The sequence below is a fragment of the Leptolyngbya sp. UWPOB_LEPTO1 genome (assembly GCF_017302695.1).
GTDB lineage: Bacteria > Cyanobacteriota > Cyanobacteriia > Leptolyngbyales > Leptolyngbyaceae > Leptolyngbya > Leptolyngbya boryana.
Window position 1 is genome coordinate 59969 of record NZ_JAFLCJ010000025.1, and the last position, 17937, is coordinate 77905.

At 44.1% G+C, this 17937-nt stretch carries 16 protein-coding genes; 11 read left to right on the forward strand and 5 right to left on the reverse strand.

Annotation, left to right across the window (positions count from 1 at the left end; all coding sequences use genetic code 11):
- Positions 1 to 945: 945 nt before the first annotated feature.
- Entirely contained in the window at positions 946 to 3999 is a 3054-nt protein-coding gene (locus tag J0L70_RS26800; protein ID WP_287456515.1) for a DUF3987 domain-containing protein, read from the reverse strand.
- 344 nt (positions 4000 to 4343) lie between these two features.
- Positions 4344 to 4535, reverse strand: a complete 192-nt coding sequence (locus J0L70_RS26805; protein ID WP_287456516.1) for a hypothetical protein — start codon at positions 4533 to 4535, stop codon at positions 4344 to 4346.
- Positions 4536 to 5625: 1090 nt separating this feature from the next.
- Here J0L70_RS26805 and J0L70_RS26810 point away from each other — a divergent pair.
- The 9 genes from J0L70_RS26810 to J0L70_RS26850 all read left to right on the forward strand — a co-directional run bounded on the left by J0L70_RS26810 (position 5626) and on the right by J0L70_RS26850 (position 12851).
- Entirely contained in the window at positions 5626 to 5841 is a 216-nt protein-coding gene (locus J0L70_RS26810) for a hypothetical protein (RefSeq protein ID WP_287456517.1), read from the forward strand.
- Between the two features lie 84 nt (positions 5842 to 5925).
- Positions 5926 to 6216, forward strand: a complete 291-nt coding sequence (locus tag J0L70_RS26815) for a hypothetical protein (RefSeq protein ID WP_287456518.1) — start codon at positions 5926 to 5928, stop codon at positions 6214 to 6216.
- 503 nt (positions 6217 to 6719) lie between these two features.
- The gene (locus tag J0L70_RS26820) at positions 6720 to 7034 is read left to right on the forward strand and encodes a hypothetical protein (protein WP_287456519.1); all 315 of its coding nucleotides are present in this window, start codon (positions 6720 to 6722) and stop codon (positions 7032 to 7034) included.
- A gap of 97 nt (positions 7035 to 7131) precedes the next feature.
- Complete coding sequence (locus J0L70_RS26825) at positions 7132 to 7518, forward strand: hypothetical protein (RefSeq protein ID WP_287456520.1); 387 nt, start codon at positions 7132 to 7134, stop codon at positions 7516 to 7518.
- Positions 7519 to 7699: 181 nt separating this feature from the next.
- Positions 7700 to 8095: a hypothetical protein gene (locus tag J0L70_RS26830; protein WP_287456521.1), complete on the forward strand. Its 396-nt coding sequence runs from the start codon at positions 7700 to 7702 to the stop codon at positions 8093 to 8095.
- A gap of 3 nt (positions 8096 to 8098) precedes the next feature.
- Positions 8099 to 9496: a hypothetical protein gene (locus J0L70_RS26835; RefSeq protein ID WP_287456522.1), complete on the forward strand. Its 1398-nt coding sequence runs from the start codon at positions 8099 to 8101 to the stop codon at positions 9494 to 9496.
- Between the two features lie 443 nt (positions 9497 to 9939).
- Positions 9940 to 10989, forward strand: a complete 1050-nt coding sequence (locus J0L70_RS26840; protein WP_287456523.1) for a hypothetical protein — start codon at positions 9940 to 9942, stop codon at positions 10987 to 10989.
- Between the two features lie 330 nt (positions 10990 to 11319).
- Entirely contained in the window at positions 11320 to 11838 is a 519-nt protein-coding gene (locus J0L70_RS26845; RefSeq protein WP_287456524.1) for a hypothetical protein, read from the forward strand.
- A gap of 224 nt (positions 11839 to 12062) precedes the next feature.
- Complete coding sequence (locus J0L70_RS26850) at positions 12063 to 12851, forward strand: hypothetical protein (protein WP_287456525.1); 789 nt, start codon at positions 12063 to 12065, stop codon at positions 12849 to 12851.
- Positions 12852 to 12948: 97 nt separating this feature from the next.
- Here the strand turns inward: J0L70_RS26850 and J0L70_RS26855 are convergent, their stop codons facing one another.
- The 3 genes from J0L70_RS26855 to J0L70_RS26865 all read right to left on the reverse strand — a co-directional run bounded on the left by J0L70_RS26855 (position 12949) and on the right by J0L70_RS26865 (position 14890).
- A complete protein-coding gene (locus J0L70_RS26855; RefSeq protein WP_036044586.1) occupies positions 12949 to 13329 on the reverse strand; it encodes a hypothetical protein in 381 nt (126 codons plus the stop codon).
- Between the two features lie 2 nt (positions 13330 to 13331).
- Entirely contained in the window at positions 13332 to 13658 is a 327-nt protein-coding gene (locus tag J0L70_RS26860) for a hypothetical protein (RefSeq protein ID WP_287456526.1), read from the reverse strand.
- A 101-nt stretch (positions 13659 to 13759) separates the two neighbouring features.
- Positions 13760 to 14890, reverse strand: coding sequence for a site-specific integrase (locus tag J0L70_RS26865; RefSeq protein ID WP_287456527.1), 1131 nt, complete (start codon positions 14888 to 14890; stop codon positions 13760 to 13762).
- Between the two features lie 1339 nt (positions 14891 to 16229).
- Here J0L70_RS26865 and J0L70_RS26870 point away from each other — a divergent pair.
- Together J0L70_RS26870 and J0L70_RS26875 are read left to right on the forward strand one after the other, a co-directional pair.
- Positions 16230 to 16970, forward strand: coding sequence for a hypothetical protein (locus tag J0L70_RS26870; RefSeq protein WP_017287483.1), 741 nt, complete (start codon positions 16230 to 16232; stop codon positions 16968 to 16970).
- Positions 16971 to 16979: 9 nt separating this feature from the next.
- A complete protein-coding gene (locus J0L70_RS26875; RefSeq protein WP_287456528.1) occupies positions 16980 to 17864 on the forward strand; it encodes a PAS domain S-box protein in 885 nt (294 codons plus the stop codon).
- The last annotated feature ends 73 nt before the right edge of the window (positions 17865 to 17937 follow it).

Below are 17937 nucleotides of genomic sequence, written 5' to 3' on the forward strand. Positions count from 1 at the left end.
GAACTCTACCATCAATCATAATTCCCATCAATAGTACAAATATATCGTAATTCTGAGGAGATGGTGAACTGAGCAGATTAATTTTGAATAACTCCTTCCAAGCTCCAGGGGGGTGGTTCATTGGGGCAACTCAAAAAATTATTGGGGCAACTCTAGAATTTATTGGGGCAAAACGCTAGAAGCCTTACTATGCGAGCGTTCCAGCCATTATTGGGGCAACATTGGGGCAATTTTAGAAAATGGCTAGAACTCTTACACTCTATGGGTTATAGCGATTATTGGGGCAAAACTGGGGCAACGCCTAAAAACGGCTGAAAGCCTTATGGGGTAAGCGTTTCAGGCTCTATTGGGGCAAAAAATCGCCTTTTCTAAGACATTTTGAAATTTCTTTGGGTCTGTGGGTGTGCCCCTTCGGGGTGTTTCAAGTTCCAGGGGGTTGTCTCTATTTGTTGGAGTTTTCTAAATCTGTTCCCCTTTAATAGTGGGGCAAGAATTATCTATTAATATATATGTACTACTTTAATATAGTACTATTGTTCTCTATTTTTCTGCACCAATAATCCTGTAAGGCTTTCAGACATTTCAAGAAGACTTAAACAGATGAATCAGAATTTATAGACCCTCAAAGCACCCCCCTGGAGCAAATTCAAATCTGTCTAAATGTCTTAGAAAAGGCGATTTTTTGCCCCAATAGAGCCTGAAAGCCTTACCAGTACTGCGTTTCAGCCGTTTTTAGGCATTGCCCCAATTTTGCCCCAATAATCGCTATACCCTATAAGCTGTAAGGGTTCTAGCCATTTTCCAAAATTGCCCCAATGTTGCCCCAATAATCGCTAGAAACTATATACTGTAAGGCTTTCAGCGTTTTGCCCCAATAAATTTGAGAGTTGCCCCAATAAAAAACCAGGGGTGAACCCCCTGGAATCTTGAAGTATCAAAAATGGTTTACTTGATGAGTTTGACGAGTGTTGACTTTCCTTTTGGGCGGTACTCGATCAACCCTAGATCTCTCAAAGCGTTTAAGCATTTGTTCAACCCCGCTTCATCAAGTCTCTTTTGTCCTTTGGAGCCAAACCGCTCAAGCATTGATTGGTTTCTGAAGTTATCCCGGATTGATCTCAGTGCAATCTCTTGCCCCAACTCATACCCTTGGGATCTTTGAAGCTTATTCAAAAGTTCGTTGTAGAACTCGATCAAGTTTCTATCGGGATTATTGGACTCGCTGAACACTGCACGGGGGACAAGTTTTAGATATTTTGCGATCTGCCAGTGACCAATTTTGATCGCTTTCGCCATTGTCTCATCAGACACCCGATCTGATTTTTCGATCACCCCTTGCTGAATAAGAAAGCAGTGAAGGGTGAAAGCGATTCTTGCAACCCTTACAGGATGTCTGCGAAACCATGAGTAAGCACCTTGAACGGTTTCCCGGAGCGGTCTAGCCAAATCAAAGCATTCACGGTGGAAATCATTCCATAGGCTTTTTGCTTCTTTGGTTGGCTTGTAAACAATATCTGGGGAGCCTTGAGCAGGGGGCTGAAAAATCTCCTGGGTTTCTTTGTAGCACTCTAGGAGTAGTGGCTGAAAGTCGAAGAATTCAAGGTTGTCTGGGTCTTCATTCACGCTGAATTCAACCCCTTGATCCAAATCTAGGATAGTTGATCTCGAAATTAGCCCGTCAGAGTCTTTTTCAGGATTAAATAGACCCTTAAAGACATCTGGCTGAATGGCTGATAAAATTCCAACTTGCCAGTAATCAGCTTTGCGTTCCTTATCCCCCTGGAGATCTGTCAGAGTGCTTCTGCCGTCATAGTTGGCTAAAGCCCAAGTCATATCAGTTGTAGAGCCTCCATTTTTGCTATGCTTAGCCCCTTTGACTGCCATTTCTTTGAACTCTGAAGGGCAAGCAAGAATCCCAAAATCTGTTTGCTCCCCGGAGAGTGATCTAGCACGTTCAGGGGTGAACTCAACGATCGCACGAATTTGAGCGGGTGTAGGTTCAGGGCAACAGATTTCCTGCATATCGACTTCTGATATGTCTTCATCAATGTCTCTGGCAACTGAACCGATCGCTAGTTTGTATTCTTCCCGCTGAACATCTGGTTTCTTTTTCTTCCAAATCTCTAGCTTTTTCTTCCACTCCTCTAGAGCTTTTGTGTAGGTGTTTCTCTCGATAATCGTGAGATCTTCCAGGGGTTTAGTGAATGGCTCTGTGTAGGTGTCTTTACCGTCTGAAGCAACCGCAATAAACAAAGTGTATAGATGCGGGGGTGTGAGCTTTGCATGGTTCACTTGGTATTTAGTGCGCTTGGGTAAAACACTAGAGTACGCTGTGAGAAAACTTTGGAGCATGTAAGCGGGGTCTAAGTTTTGAGCGATCGCAGCTTCATGGATTGTTTGACCCAAGGTAGTATCGCCAACAATATCTAGAACATCTAGTTTGAAGTTTTGGAGTACCCGAAAGCGCTCGATAAGGTTTTGCGCTGATTGCTTTTCTTCCTCAGAGATTTCTTCTTGAGTGTAGAGATCCCAGAGTCGGTTCAGATTGTACTCAGAAGCACTCCCATAAGCATCTACAGCCAACCGCTGCATTGCCAAGTCTAAGCTTTGACCTTCTAGACCCGATTCTTTGAATTCTGCGATCGCCCTGGGGGTGCTTTCGATCGTCCATTTTTTCGAGAAGTTTTCTTTGATCTTCTCGATACCCCCCTGGAACTCAGAACGCTTCACAGGATCAGCAATTTTCTCAGATTCTTTTTGGAGCCAGAAGTAAAGCGTCCCAATCGATAACTTGTCACCCTCAGAATCAAAAGAAGCCCACTTTTTCTCACAGGTTCCTGGTTCGTATTTGGGGGATTTCTGAGACCACTCATCCCAAATTTGCAAACCCTTCTCAGACTCATCAACTGAGTGAATGATCATCCCGACTCTCAGCCAGAGATGATAGTCATCAGTGTCAATCTCATCAGATTCCAGGGTTTCTAAGAATCCTAGAAGCTGTTGAACCACTGCCAGTTGAAAATCGGTTGTGTTGATTTCAACAGCTTTTTTAGGCTCCTCATAAGCCTTAGAACTCTTGCGATCGCTACCTTGAACACCCAGCCACAACTCACAAAGCTCCTCTGGCATTTCCGCAATTGTCGAAACACCATTGCTCCAATACATCCCAGATCCAGGGTGAATGCCTGCAACTGCTTGATAGTGATCTCCTGTGCGAAATTCAAGCTGTTCTTGGTCACCTGTTGGGGTTGATTTGAACTGTAGAACCCCCTGGTACTTTTCGGGAACCCGCCACCAAATACCAAAGCGGGTTTGGCGATCGCTGGATGTCCAGAGGGTGTTTTCGACCGCTTCACGGGTTTCTGGAGAGAGGGTTTCCACTAAACCCGTCAAACGGTTCAGAGCGCTCAAGCCATCAATATCTTGAACCGCGAACTCTTTACCCAAGCGGACGCTTAGAATTTCCATCGAGGGGAACTGTGCAAGCTCCAGGGGGGTGTATTGCTCTGTCTTCCAAGTTAGTGCAACTTCCTTAACTGGTGGCTTTTGACCCGTTTCAAGCTTCGCATAGCAAGGAATGCAGACCTGACCAAGCTCCAAGGATTTCGCAACCTTGATCAACTCCCCTGGAACATCTTCAGAGGAACTATCAAAGCTTTCTACCCACTCGATAGAACCAATTAAAGCTGATCGTGGTGAAGTGTTAGAAATGCTCTCTACAGGCTCATCATCTTCAATAGGCTCAAAGATGTCCTCAACATCCTCAGAAGCACTCTCTACAGACTCAATGACAACTTCAGCGATCGCAACGGCTTCAGAGACAACCTCAACGGGTTTAGGGGCAAGTTCTCCAGATTTCCAAGCTTTTCGATTTACCTTAATACTGGACATACTGAAGGTTTTACCAGAACTTGGATGATGTTCACCCAAATCGAAGTCGGGTTGAGTTCCCTTAAACGCTTGATGATCTTGATCGGATTTCTTGCAATGTGTTGTCATTTTTGTTAATCTCGAAATGTTGATTGATTTAGCTATTGAATTGTTGGTTGATTCGTTGGTTAAATTGTCGGCTTGATTGTTGATTGATTCGTTGGCTTCAGTAGATTGAGAAAACAAATCCTGTTCGATCTCTTTCATCGGTTCGCTCCTTTATTTGAAAGTGAATCCCTAGGAAATTGCAGCTTCTTAGGGGGTTATGAAAAACAGACACACACGACCTGAAAATTATTTTTTGTTCACCCCCTGGAGCCTCTCGAATCTCCAGGGGGTTTTGATTTTGCAACAAATCAAAAAGTGACTTTTGGGGCTTTTGAGAATTCCTAATAGGTTCTCTGTGCCTTTCTCTAAGCTGCTTGAGCGGTTTGATTTACCGTCTTAGGATCAATTCCCAAACGCTCAAAAGCTGCCTGTCTCACAAAGGTTGCTTCGGGCATATTCTGAGGTTTTTTAGCGATCAAAGCATCGTACTCAGCTGATGTGAAAGCGACTGTGATTCGCTCGTAATTTGCGTTGATAAATCTTCCCGGTCTTGCCATCTTTTAACTCCTAAAATTGTTTGAGACAATCTAGATATTGCTGCATTAACTTCGATGATAAGCATTTCTTATTGATATGTCAAACACTTATTTGTTGACCTTAAATCGTTGATAAATTTGTCAACTAATCCCTTTGAAACTATTAGGAAATGCTCAAAGATTCCTTGTGAGCGATCGCTAAAAATTGCCGTCAAAAACACCCCCTGGAGCCATGTAAGTGATCTAGGGGTAGCTGATTAAGCATTAATGGATCTCTGAGTTAGTTCTAGTAGTGCTCCAGGGGGTGTTTATGCGTCACTTTTAGTTGTGGAATCTTTGGGCTTCTTTCTACGATCGCCCCCTCGGTTTTCCCCTAACCGTGATTCACTAGGTTCTATTGCTTTTTGGCTCTTACAGTAATCAAACAGAACTTTTTCGATATGTCTGGATGTTGAATCACCATGAGACTCTGCTACTTTCTGGATCGCATCAATAACTAAGGTATCCAGGGTAAAAGTTATTGCTTTTCTGTGCCGAGTCATCGCGTTAATTGCCTCAAAGAAGTGCTTTGGGAAGTTCTGTAATGTCTGCATGATACTGTGCTCCGACCCCATAGGGGCAATTGAAATCATTTACCCCAACACTCTAATTCAAATCTAATATGTCTGCAATATGTTAGCTATAACGGTTTCTCTATGGAATTCGTGAAATTTCTTGCCATAATCTATTTCAAATATATTGCAAACATATTAGATTTGAATTATATTGAATTTGTCGAGGGGAGAGACAACCCCAAGGGTGAGTCCGGTTGACCCCCCGGACGGGGAAGAACCCCGAAACAAAGTGGGCGGAAGGTGAGACTCTCCCACCTGAGAAACGGTAGACCACTAAAGAAACTCCGGGGTGTCTGGTAAAGGAGTATAAAGCGGGATTGCAACCGCCTTGAACACAACCACTACTGCTTAATCTAAGGGGTTCTTAAGGAACTCTGAATCGATGAAAACGGCTTTTCGGACTCAGATAAAGAAAGCTAGGGAACGAAGATTAAGCTTCTGATTCAAACCTAGCACCCAGGGTTAAGGGTTAGGAACCGACCCCCGAATGTTGGAAGGTGGGACGACAGGACTCAACAGCAGTGGAGCGGATTGAACCGCTAGACCATAGCACTCCTGGACGGTTGAAGGGCTACCGAAAAACCTTCAAAAACAGCCCTCACGGGTGTTCCTCTCAAGTGTTAGGGCTTGAGCGTATTGAGTTGGCAGTGACCTTATTTAACGTGATTAAGCGGAACTGCACAGCACAGATGGTTCACCCCGCAACACCGTAGGGGTTCTCAGTCCGATTCTGAGATGTGCTTTTGCTCCCCCCTGGAGCATCTAAACCACTTTCAAAAATTTCAGGAGATTTCACAATGTTCACGATTCTCTTTTCGATGTTGCTTGGAGCCTACTTGAACGCTCGAATCAAAGTTTGCAATAGCCAAGGGATTTGGCATCTATCGATCGACTACCAGCAAATCTGGCAAGACTTTCTAGAAGCTCTGCAAATGCTCAAATCGATTCGGGTTCGCACTATCGAGTTAGGTAATAGCACTCGGAACTACTTCGAGTCCGAGCTAGCCCCCTGGTTATCTCAGAGCTTCGGGGTTTCGCTCACGGTTCCTACGCTCACCTTGCCTGCTCTGCCAACCCCTCAGAAGTAACCAAAAATAACCCCTGGACTCTCCACAAGCTCCAGGGGGGATTCAAAGTTCTCTACAACAATCCTAAAACATCATGCTAACACTTCCGAAACCTCCGGTAGAGCCACTTCAGACGCTCTCAAAACCTTCTTCAACTTGTTCACAGTGCAGAGAGTTTAAGAACGGACTTTGCAGACTGAGAGCGATCGCAGAGTGGGAAAACTGCTACGTCAAACCCACAAAAACCGCTTGTCACTTTGCAAGCTTGATCCCGTTCACACCCCCCTGGAGCTTTCACAATGCCCTCTCAAATTCGCGAAATTGTTATTGGTCTAACGATCATCTGCGTGGGTTATCTCGCTTTCGGGTCGATCCTCACGGTGATTGGTCGGGATCTTGAAACCCCCGTAGATCGTCCAATGATCACCAATTTCGACGCTAAGCGCTAAATCAAAAACCCCCTGGAACTCTGCAAAGTCCTAGGGGAAGGATGTTTCAACAAAAATCATGGAGCTTTTTCAATTATGCCTCAAGTAATCACTAATCCTAAAGTTCATGTCCGTCAAGTAGCTACTCAAGTATTTTCTGGGTGCTCTCGAACCGACCTAGAAAAGTTGCATCAGTTTCTCTCTTCAGAAGATGCCGAAACCTTCGAGGGTGATGAAGTTTCTGGAGAGTACCTCTTTGATGAAGAGGGTAATGCAGTGGTTCTAACAGTCACCAGCTATCGCTCAATGGAAGCCATCGATTTCGATTGGTGCTCCGAGACCGATGTTCAAGAGGCTCATTGCTTGCTCAAAGTGCTCTCAGAGTGGCTTAAAAACCCCGTCCCAGCTTAGTTAAATCCCCCTGGAACTTCTAGAGCGATCGCAAGACTCTCGAAGGTTTCCAGGGGGCTGCCCTAAGTTTTCTGCAGATCTCATAACACTCTTTCTTATGCAACAAAGCTCTACTAGAATCCCCAAAACTGGGGCGGCATTCAAGGGGCAAGCCCAAACAGCACCCAAGATTGGGGATGAGTTAGAGCGCTTGCGTCAAGAAGTTGAACAGCTTCGCTCCCATCAAAAAACAACTTACAGCAAACTCATAGATCACCAAGGGGAACACGCGACCCGCTTAGAGTTACAAGCGACTCAAGACCAACTCACTAAAGCTCAGAAAGAACTTCAACAATTGAAAGACAGCCGACCGGATGAGTTAGCGATCCTGTTGACGAGTGTTGGAGCCTCTCTTTTAGTTGGTCTTGGGGTGTTCACAATGCTGGCTACAAGGATTTCTCAAACAACGAATACGCATTTTATTTATCAGGAGAGATTGAGATGAGACTAATCGGACGAATGATCAAAAGCACTATCACATCAGTCGCTATCACTGCTTGGACTCTAATGAGTGCTTTTGGAGGTTGGTATGCTCATGAGCTTTTCAATCATGCACAACCCTATGTGAACACGCTCCAGAGATTTGAAGAGCTAAACAAACAGATTCCATCATGGGGGCTTAAATAATGCAGAATAATTTTACGAATCAAGACCCCCTGGAACTTCAACAGAACCCCCAGTTTCAACAGCAGACAAGTCATGGAAAGAATGAGATCACCGTTTATGAGAAGAATCAAGCGGTCAATATCCCAAATCTTGTAAAACCTGCTTATCCCCTTCCAGATTTTGAAGAGTGGTCAATAAGGTTCCCCGCGCTCTTTTGTTTTGGTGCAATGGTTCCTAGTGCGATCGCAGCATTGCCAGGGGTGTTAGGAATTTTCATTTCACTATCTTGTCTTGCTCTATTGATCACCCTGACAGCTTGGGCAAGTCTCTCCCCCTACAATCGAGCGATTGCTAGTTCTGCTTTTTTATTTTTCTGTCTAGGTGTGCTCATCACAGTTATTTTCATGGTGATTTGAAACATGCAACAGCCAATCCAAAACGCCTATAAACGTCTTGCGGCAATTCACTCGATCTATCAACTTGGGTTAGTGGGTCTTGCTTTAACTTTGACCTGTGGAAGCATCATTGCAACCCAAGGATGGTCAAAGAATCGGGATAGTGTACGTGCCGCTTGTGCATTGCTTAGTATTGGGCTTTGCACTATGGCAGAGTCCGAACGAAAAGATAAAAAATGGTCGCAGCAGACATCAAACAAAATTGATGAGGTTCTTACATATAATGCTGCTGCTTGGGCAAACATTCTAAGTAGACCCAGTAGCAACACACTGAGAGTCCTTAGCGCTCAGTCTAATCCCCCTGGAACCTTAGAGTTATTTGACTGGAGCAATTTAGCTGATCCAGATGAGCATCCAACCCTAGCAATTATTTCACCAATGGGGGGAGGTAAATCGAGACTTGCAAAATATCTAGCGAAGCATGTTCTTTTTCCAGGGGGTCAGCCCCGAATCACAGCGATCGACATTTACGGTCGGAAGTCTGATTGGGTTGATGCTGAATTGGTAACAGAACACAAGGCAATGCTGGAATTTATGGAAAGTGATATTCAGGAAATTGAAAGCCGAACTGCCCTCTACAGGAATGGTCAGGATAACTTTCAGCCGAAGTTCACAATTTTTGAAGAGGCTCCTGACACGATTGGAACTCTCCAGAAACGCGAAGGAGGTAAGGATTTAGTGCATTCTTGGGTCACAAAACAAACGACTGTAGCAAGAAAAGTAAAATCCCGTCTCTGCATAATTTCGGTTCGTTTATCGGGTGCTGAGATTGGAGTGAGTGCAGAAGCAAGAAATGATGCTACGGTCATTTTCCCTGGTAAGAAAGGAATCGCTAAAGCAATGAGCGACGATCGTATTTTCAAACTGGGAGCCAAACAAAATACAGAACTCCGAGAACAATTACAAAATGCCCTTCAGGGTTTAGATCACCCAGCATTGATTTACTCAGATGGTCAATGGTTCCCTGCAAGTGTCCCTGAATTGGACAATGGGGGCAACCCCCAGGGGATTAAGTCCAGCCCCCTGGAGCAAGTTCAGAGACTCGAAAAAATGTTCTCGCTCGATTGTGATTCTGAACCTGATCGATCCGAGTTGATTGAAGATACTGAACCAGGGTGGATGAGTGTTGTAAAAATGCTGAAGAGCACCCATTCAGAGGTTTTTGATGAGGTTTGTAAGGAGATTCTTAGAATCGCTAGTGTTAGCAATAACCCCGTTACAGCCCGTCAAATTCATCAGAGTTCCAGGGTGACACAGAAATTTTCTGCTGACAATATCCGTATTCTTTTCCTATTACTTGAATACTGGGGGAAGGGTGTGGCATCTGGAGCGGGTAAAAACCTCGATTTTCGGGTTATTTAGGGGTTCTGGGAAGGTGTCTACAACGTCTACAGTCTTGCTAAGCATTGTCTACAGGGTTTTCATGGTTTTAGCCGTAGACGCTCTGTAGACAGGTTGTAGACGCTCCCATAGACAACTGTAGACGCTCTGTAGACAGGTTGTAGACAGAAAAGTCTAGTCTAAAAAGTGGCTTTTATTCTATTAAAAATATCCCTAATTTTTCTAGATTTATTAATAATAAATCAGGCAAAAATTAGGAATTATTTTAAGGGTTCCAGGGGGATTTGTAGAGCAGAGAAAGCCCCTGGAGTCGGTCAAAATGCGTAAAAATGGTTGAAAAGGCATGCATAATGGTATCCATTTGGTAGCCCTATATGATAGAGTATTTTTATGAAGCTACCAAATAGCTACCGAAATTATTCAATAAGGTAGCGTCCTAAGAAAGTCAAAAATTGAGGTCTAAGATGGTGCAGACGACAGAGCGCATTGCTACAAAAAAGAGAATCAAACCTTCTACAGAATTCCTTGCAAGCATTGATCCGGGCAATCAAAACATTGATGTGGTCTACGCAAAGATGACCAAAAAGGCTCCTACAGATCGTCAAAGTGGGTCTGTAACCTTTGGGGATAAAATCCACAAAACTGTGAAATCTCTCGTTAGTGCAGATGTCGATCAGTACACTTACAGCCAGAACGGTAAGGTTAGCCAATCAGGGGAAGTTTTAACCCGTCAGTTTGGGATTGGGGAATACCCTGGAGCCAAATGGATTAAGGATACTCCTGACGGGAAAGCTACTTGGGTTTTACCAGCATTGATTCATTGCATGTGGGATGACCTTACAGACGGTGATTCAATTACTGCTTACACTTCTGTACATAACCCTGAAGCCTACAGAGCGGAGATGAAAGAGGCTCTGAATGGTGTCTTTACTTTCGTAAAAGATGATGAAGTAAAAGAGATAACTGTTAAATGCGATCGCGTGTTAGTCGAGGGAGTTGGAGCAATCAAATCACAGAACCCAACAACCACTGCTAACCTTCTATTGGATCTGGGGGGTCAAACTATAATGATTGCTCCCTATTCGGGTCTAAAACTGATGACTGGGTGTGATCAACCTTATCAACTGATTGATCAGGGAACTGCAAGACTCATCTCTGAGTTTGCAAAATGTCGAGAAGTCAATGAAACCCTTAAACGGGTGATGACCTATCAGGAATCTCGTTCAGTCATCGATAACCCTACTCATATGTTCCAGGGGGTTGATTTCTCTGCGGCAGTTACCAGAGAAGCCCACAGATGGTTAGAGAAGGTTGTAGGGGATATTGAAGGACTCGCAAAACACCATTTGGCAGAATGCCCAAACCGTTTTGCAACTGGGGGAGCCGTTCTAATTCCCTGTGTACGTGAATGGTTAATTTCCAGGGGCTACACTCCTGTTAACAACCCTCTAAGCGCTAATGTTGAAGGCGTATTTACCCTTGCAAAAGCTTTAGAGGAAAAAGATGCCAAGTAAGCAGAGAACCCCCAGATTTTCTATCAGTGAAACCCCGGTAGTTGCTGAATTCCTTGAAATGATCTGGAGCCGATACCCCAGATTGCGGGGGAACAAGGCTGAGACTGTCACTTTTGCCCTGTCTGTCTGCGCTCATGGGGCTTCAAATAGTTCTCAGCAACCCCTTCAGCCCGTAGAGAAAGCTCCAAATCTACCCAAGGAAGAATCAGAATCTAATCCCCTGGATAACCTTGATGATTTGGATATGTGACAACCAACCCCTGGAGCCTTCAAAGCGATCGTAAAATTCCTAAGAGTTCCAGGGGTCACTAACTTAAAGGAGATTAAATCATGAAATTGTCGGAATTACTTGTGGGAGATGCGGTTGTAATTTCTGGGTTCCCCCATGGGACTGACAGTGAGCGATTAGGTGAAATCACAAAAGTACTCTCAGATATGCTTGAGGTACAGGAATCAGGTAAGATTTACCGTTTTTCAAAAAAGTCCGGTGAACAGAAGCAATTCAACCTGTACAACCAATGGACTATATCGGGTTCATTGAAAATCACTGTTCCAACGCTAGAGCAGATGCAAACACTATCAGGGTACAAAGGGAATTCAAAAGCTACAGCAATCAGACAAGCTAATGAACAGATGGTAGAAAACTTTTTGAATGCTGCTAGGGAATTTCTAGATCAAGCTTCCCCCGCATTCTCAGAGAGATTAGAGAGACTCCAATCTGTACTTGATAACCCAACCCAACATGAACCACTAACAGAATCTTATAGCGACACTATTACACGGTTGGAGATTGAGAACCGTGACTTAAAAAACAAGTTGGATAGTATTCAAGCGATTCTGAGTAAATAAACCCCCTGGAACTTTCAAAAATCCCGCGATCGCTCCAAAGAGTTCCAGGGGGTTGCCAAAAATCGAAAATCCAGATCAGAGAGTCTAGAGTCACACAAAACCGCTGAAACCATTGAAAATTCGTTGATACCCCCTGGGAACTCAGAGTCATGGTGACAACCTCTAAACCTCTGAAACCCTTGAAAACTCGTTCATAATCGCGCACTAGTGAGTTACCAAAAACCATGAAGACACTCGCAACACCCCCTAAAAAGATGAAGCAAGATAATCAGAAATTCGAGAGAGCATTCAAACCCGCTGGCATGAAACTTTTAAGCCGGATTAACAACCACTTCCAGCGAGTTGCAAAGCGTAAGAACTTCTCTCAAGGTCTACAGGTTGCCCAAAAAGTGATTCATGAGTTTGGCGATCGCTACTGTGGAATTTGGTTGCTTCAACACACTGAAGCACACCCAGCACTCATTCAAAAGATTCTCAATCATCTCAATCGGGGCATTCAGAAGCACTATCAACACGCTTTAGGGAGACTGCTAGCAGAGCAGTTAACATCCCTCAAAGTCCCCCTAGAGAATTCTGTGAGAGTCTCGGATGATGGCGTATTTCTCAGTATTGGGGCTTGTGCCGTACTGGAGTTTTTTCCGAGTCCTGACTCACCCATTAAAGTAGTTGAGAATTTCCAGGGGGTAGGGATAGATCGCACCACAATTTTTATGCACCCCCTGTCAAGTGGCATTCAAGGCAAAACTCTGAATTCTTGGGGGGCTGCAAGCGGACTAATTTCAACTGCTCTCGGTTGGTGCGGTGATGGTGATCCTGAGATTTGCCGTAAGAACCTTTCAGAAGCCTTTAGAGCACTTGGGAGAAGCGATTTAGACGGTTACTTATGGCTTGCAAGATTTGACGATTCGGGACTCCTAGAAATGGTTGCGATCGCTCAAGAGGGCATCAACAAAAAACTGAGAGGCAAACCACTAGATCTGACGATTCACCCTGACTATCCAAAAGGTGCTTGATACTTTAACCCCCTGGAACCTTCTAAGAGTTCCAGGGGGTTGTTTTAATTTCTTGTAACTCTTCCGCAGTTAGCTTTTCCGGTTTTTTTAGCTTTGATTAATTTGCAAAGAATTGGATCACATCTAGGGGGATAAAAGCAATGCTCGATATGGTTGCGGTGAGATAGGTTAACTGTAAATCCCCCGATGGATAAATGATGAGTGAGAAGGGATTCGGATCAGATCCCGGAAAGCGTTTTGCGACATTCGGGCGAAATTCTCCAGGTAGGTTTAGAAGAACGTTTGAACCCCCTGGAGAATTTTTAGTAGCCATCCCTTGAAGCTCAACCATACCGTTTAGGTGTTTTCGGTAGGACACAGGGGGATACACGGTGTTTTGATCGGTAAAGCTAGTCCAACCGTTTTGGAGATTAGCAGTGATCCAGGGGGGTGTAGTTGCGGTTGAAACGGGTACAGTTGATCGAACGGCTCCAAGCATTTTCAGGCTCCTCTAGTTATCTTCAAAACATTCAAAATTTTTACGAATTTATCTCCAAGTTGACCTAAGACTTTCTCATTCGCATCTACGCGATTTTCAATGGCATCTATGCGATCGCTGCAAGACTCTCGGATCATCCCCTGGATCAGATTCACCAAATCCTCATCACTGTCTGAGACGCTTCTAGAATGTGAATCACCTTGGAGATAAGCATCTACAAATTCTCGAAGCACTGATGAAGCACTCCGATGATTTTGAGAAGCTTTGTCTTTGAATTCTTGCCAAGTTTCAAAGTTAATCTCGAAGGTTGCTAGCTGGATATCACTCATTTGTCTAGAAATTCTCTAGATCAATTATAGAGCGAATTTCAGCGATCCTTAGAGAATGTTGAATAGTCCCAGGGGTTGATAGGAAAGTCACTTTTTGATTATCAATCTTCAAACATCTCTGGGAGTACTACATCACTTTTTATTGACCCTGCGTAATGCTCATAAATCATCTTTACGGATGTTCGGGTCATCTGTGCAATCGTTGCAGGGTCTTCCCCTTGAGCTAACCAATAACTGATAAGTGTGGATCGAGTACTGTAGGGCTTTCGATACTCAATATTGGCTTTTCTCAGGATGACTATCCAAGTTCCTCGGAATGTTTGATCCTTAATTTCGGAGCCGTCACGACTTGAAGGGAATAACAACGCTTTATCTGATGTTCTAGAGAGCTTTCGGCGTTTTAAGAGATTCTGTAGAGCTTTTGGGAGGTTCACCCAACCTGTTTTCTCATTCTTGGTCGTCGGGCTAGTAGCCCCCCTGGAGAATGATTTAGTGAAGTGAATGCGATCGCAGTCCTCTGAAACATCCCCCCAAGTTAAACAGGCAATCTCACCAAATCTTGCGCCTGTTCCTAAAAGCAATCGAACTAAATCTGTGTAGAAAGAGTAATAGGGGTCACTTTGGTAAGTCGAAATGACCTTTAATACTTCTCCGGGACTCAAAGGTTTTGGCTGAGATTTCTGTTTTTTTATGGTGCGGCTGACACGTTTCCAGGGGTTACTTGAGACGATTTTTTCAACCTCTGCCCAACTCCAACAACTTGCAAGAATTTGCAGACGTTCTTTAATCGTCACATTGGATAATGGCAACCCCTGATTATTCTTGAGGGTTTTCAACCAATCGCGAAACTTCGCAGCGGATTCAAGGTCGATCGCAATTGCTTTCACCGATGGTTTGTAGAATTCCTTGACTCTTTGCAATGTTGCAAGGTACTTTTCGAGGCTCTCTGATTTTGTCTCATGGGATTTGTGCTCAATGTACTTCTCCATAAGTGCGATCACAGTTAAGTTAGCGATCGCCAGGGGGGCTTGATGGAATTGATAGCGATCAAGTGTGAAATCATAAGTACCCATTAGGATGTCACTTTCAATCTCCAAAGCCCTTCTTTCGGCTTGATTCTTTGCGATCTCACTCATGCCCCCTGGAACATATAAGGCATTCCTAACACCCTTGGGATACGTCCAACGGAGCCGAATAGAACCTTTATCGACCTCTACTTTCACCTTAATCATACTGAGTGCTCCAGGGGGGATTCTCAGACTCCGTGAAAGTGGTAGAAACCAAAAATGACTTGAAAGACCCTCAAAACTTTCTACCGATTTTCCGCCAAAGTTTTAAGACCTAAACGAAAGAATCAGTGTTTTGACCTGCATTTCTCTAGAGAGTTATAAAATTACCTTAAACGTCAAAAGCCCGTCTGTGACAGGCTTTCAGAGGATATTTTATTTCTCTCTTACGGGAACCCCAAAGTAGTGCGCTACCAAGCTGCGCTACGCCCCGATATAAGGTTTCAGCGATCAAATCATCATTTAAGGATAATCCAACAGCAGAAAGTATTGGATATTTTTTATGAGTCATCGCTTGACCTTTTTTAGGATATCACAAATGTCTGCATAGGCAACATTCGTTTTCCGCCAAATTGGCACCGAGGTGCTGCGAGACTATTCAACCCAGTTGGGGCCTCGTTGGAGACATCTCGAAGAACGTTTATATTGATCAGCGTAATGGTTATACGTCTGCGACTGCAACCTGCTCCCTTTTTCCCGGCTCAATCGATCTTGAGATCGGGTTATGCTCAGTTACGACGTAGAGTATCAGCTAGATAGACTGCGTTCATTGTGCTTCCAATTAGGGAGATTCTACTGTTTTTGGGAATGGTGTAAATGTTTGGATCAAGCTCACTGATTGCGGCGGATTGTCCTCTTTCACCGCGATAGTAGATGACGATCGCGGTTCTTTGGCGATCGAGGATGTGTTCGAGATAGGTGACTCGTTTCTAAGAACACAATATTCGGTTTCTTTCTGAGCCAGTCTGATCATCGATGACGGTTGAGCTTCTCTTTTGAAAAGTGCGATCGCGGCAACACTGAAAACAAAGTGTAATATGGCTCGTTTACTGGGTACTCAGTTTAGAGTTTGTAACTTAAGCCATATACTTGCTCCTCAATAAAAAATCTTTTTACTAAAGTAAAAAATGAAATACAGATTTTTTCGTTGAGCGATCGTAATCTCAAAAGATTGAGTTGGACGCTAGTTTCATTCAATCCTCAAGATACATGCATGTAGTAAACCAATATTATCCAGTAGCAAAAAAGCTTGATGCACGGCTTAGCAGTTTGAACAACATATAAAGTATCGCGACATGCTCACCTGAGAGCAGCATCCGCACCATCAGAAGAATGAGTGAGCAAAGCACATTGTTAGACAGCGAACGTCAGCAGGAATCTTATAGACATCGCAAGATTGACTGTTTGAGTAGGAGTTACGTTTCATGCACTGAGAGACTTTCCGTGCTTTTGTAAAGACTTCCTGCTTGAGTGCACAAAGAAACTAACTACAGTGCCTGTAACTATGTATAGCTTAACCAAGTTTACCCTAGGAGATATGACTGAGTGTGGTGCGGCTCTGCGCAAGCTAGGCACCGGAGCAGACAGCATGGAAGAAGTTGCAAACCGGACGGCACGCTATTTCTACGAGCACTTTCTAGACCCAGAAACAGGTCAAAATGCTTTCGCGCTAGTTCGATTCTTTAAAACTCATGCCTATCATGATCTAGATCCAGAACTTCGACACTTCGCTGATCGGATGCTGAGCAATTCACCAGCACAGCCAGAGATGAAGTGTCTAACTCTATTAGCAACAGCAGGAGATCAACTCGAATGGAACGATCGCGCTGCTTCAAGGGGGCATCAAGCCATTCCATTACCTAGTGAACAAATCGTTGCTCAAGCTCCAATGATTTCCCAATTGATCTCCCAACTTGGGCTAACCATTAACAACGTACTGTCTCCTGATCCCGATCTGCTAGTCAACTTACAAGAGCGCACCTACAACGTTTTTCATATTCCAGAAGCCAAAGGCTCGATTCATATTCCGGCTCAAGAAGACTTTATTCACCCGTTCCAAATCAAATCAGTCCTTGGTTTTGGAGGCATGTTGCCTTCTGGAAACCTAATCGCAGTTATTTTATTCTCCAAAATAGCAATTCAGCGGGACATTGCTGAGCTTTTTAAGCCTTTAACCCTCAACATCAAAATGGCAGTCTTACCATTCGACCAGCAGTCCGTTTTTCGTTGTGTAGTCCGTGCTTAAGTAATTGTCGTGGAACCAAAAAACAAAGTCATCGAAACCGATCAATCAGCAGAAATTGAACAACTCAAGGCACAGATTGTAACCCTAGAACAATTGCTGGAAGTCTATGAACAAGAAACTTCTAGCAAATCGACAAAGCTAGAACAAGCGCTCGCACAACTTCAAGAACATACACAACAGCTGAGTCATGCAGAAACAACCCTAAAAGCCCTGCGGTCTATGTTAGACAGTATTGGTGATCCAGTTGTTGTGACTGATCAGCATGGTCAGTTTGTGTTTCTGAATCCTGCCGCTGAAACAATTTTAGGGATTCGCGCAAGTTCATCTTTAACGAATTGGGCAAGAACCTGGAGAGACACCCAAGGTCTGTTTTTACCCGACCAAACCACACCTTATCCAATCGAAGAATTTCCTCTCATGCAAGCACTTCGAGGTGAGTCGGTCGATGCAACCGAAGTTTTTGCCCGCACTGCTGAGCCATTGGTGGAAAATTGGTTGAGTGTCACTGCACGATCTCTGCCAGATGAGACTGGCAAGATCCAAGGTGGAGTTGCAGTTTTTCACAATGTTACAAGTCTCAAGCAAACGGAAGTTGCATTACGTCGATCAGAAGCCCATTCGCGAGAACAAGCCCAACAGCTTCACCATGCCCTCCAAGATTTGCAAAAAGCTCAAACGCAGCTTATACAGACAGAAAAAATGTCAGGAATCGGGCAGCTTGTCGCGGGTGTAGCACATGAGATTAATAATCCGATCAGCTTTGTTTACGGCAATATCACACCTGCGAATGAGTACTTCCAGAGTTTGCTGCGATTACTGCGTCTCTATCAAAAACATTATCTCAGATCTTGCATCATTCTCGATAAGATCGAGTTGGCAATGCTTTCAGTATGATCTCAAATCCGTACTGTGCAGCAAGATTTGCGGAGTTTTGCAGTTGACGAAGCAATTGAAACCACAAGACGGA

What these genes read in the sequence shown, in the direction of transcription:
- J0L70_RS26835 (WP_287456522.1), top strand. Translation starts at nt 8,099, where the DNA reads ATGCAACAGCCAATCCAAAACGCCTATAAACGTCTTGCGGCAATTCAC.
- J0L70_RS26855 (WP_036044586.1), bottom strand. Translation starts at nt 13,329, where the DNA reads ATGCTTGGAGCCGTTCGATCAACTGTACCCGTTTCAACCGCAACTACA.
- J0L70_RS26805 (WP_287456516.1), bottom strand. Translation starts at nt 4,535, where the DNA reads ATGGCAAGACCGGGAAGATTTATCAACGCAAATTACGAGCGAATCACA.
- J0L70_RS26830 (WP_287456521.1), top strand. Translation starts at nt 7,700, where the DNA reads ATGCAGAATAATTTTACGAATCAAGACCCCCTGGAACTTCAACAGAAC.
- J0L70_RS26820 (WP_287456519.1), top strand. Translation starts at nt 6,720, where the DNA reads ATGCCTCAAGTAATCACTAATCCTAAAGTTCATGTCCGTCAAGTAGCT.
- J0L70_RS26845 (WP_287456524.1), top strand. Translation starts at nt 11,320, where the DNA reads ATGAAATTGTCGGAATTACTTGTGGGAGATGCGGTTGTAATTTCTGGG.
- J0L70_RS26860 (WP_287456526.1), bottom strand. Translation starts at nt 13,658, where the DNA reads ATGAGTGATATCCAGCTAGCAACCTTCGAGATTAACTTTGAAACTTGG.
- J0L70_RS26815 (WP_287456518.1), top strand. Translation starts at nt 5,926, where the DNA reads ATGTTCACGATTCTCTTTTCGATGTTGCTTGGAGCCTACTTGAACGCT.
- J0L70_RS26825 (WP_287456520.1), top strand. Translation starts at nt 7,132, where the DNA reads ATGCAACAAAGCTCTACTAGAATCCCCAAAACTGGGGCGGCATTCAAG.
- J0L70_RS26865 (WP_287456527.1), bottom strand. Translation starts at nt 14,890, where the DNA reads ATGATTAAGGTGAAAGTAGAGGTCGATAAAGGTTCTATTCGGCTCCGT.
- J0L70_RS26840 (WP_287456523.1), top strand. Translation starts at nt 9,940, where the DNA reads ATGGTGCAGACGACAGAGCGCATTGCTACAAAAAAGAGAATCAAACCT.
- J0L70_RS26870 (WP_017287483.1), top strand. Translation starts at nt 16,230, where the DNA reads ATGTATAGCTTAACCAAGTTTACCCTAGGAGATATGACTGAGTGTGGT.
- J0L70_RS26800 (WP_287456515.1), bottom strand. Translation starts at nt 3,999, where the DNA reads ATGACAACACATTGCAAGAAATCCGATCAAGATCATCAAGCGTTTAAG.
- J0L70_RS26850 (WP_287456525.1), top strand. Translation starts at nt 12,063, where the DNA reads ATGAAGACACTCGCAACACCCCCTAAAAAGATGAAGCAAGATAATCAG.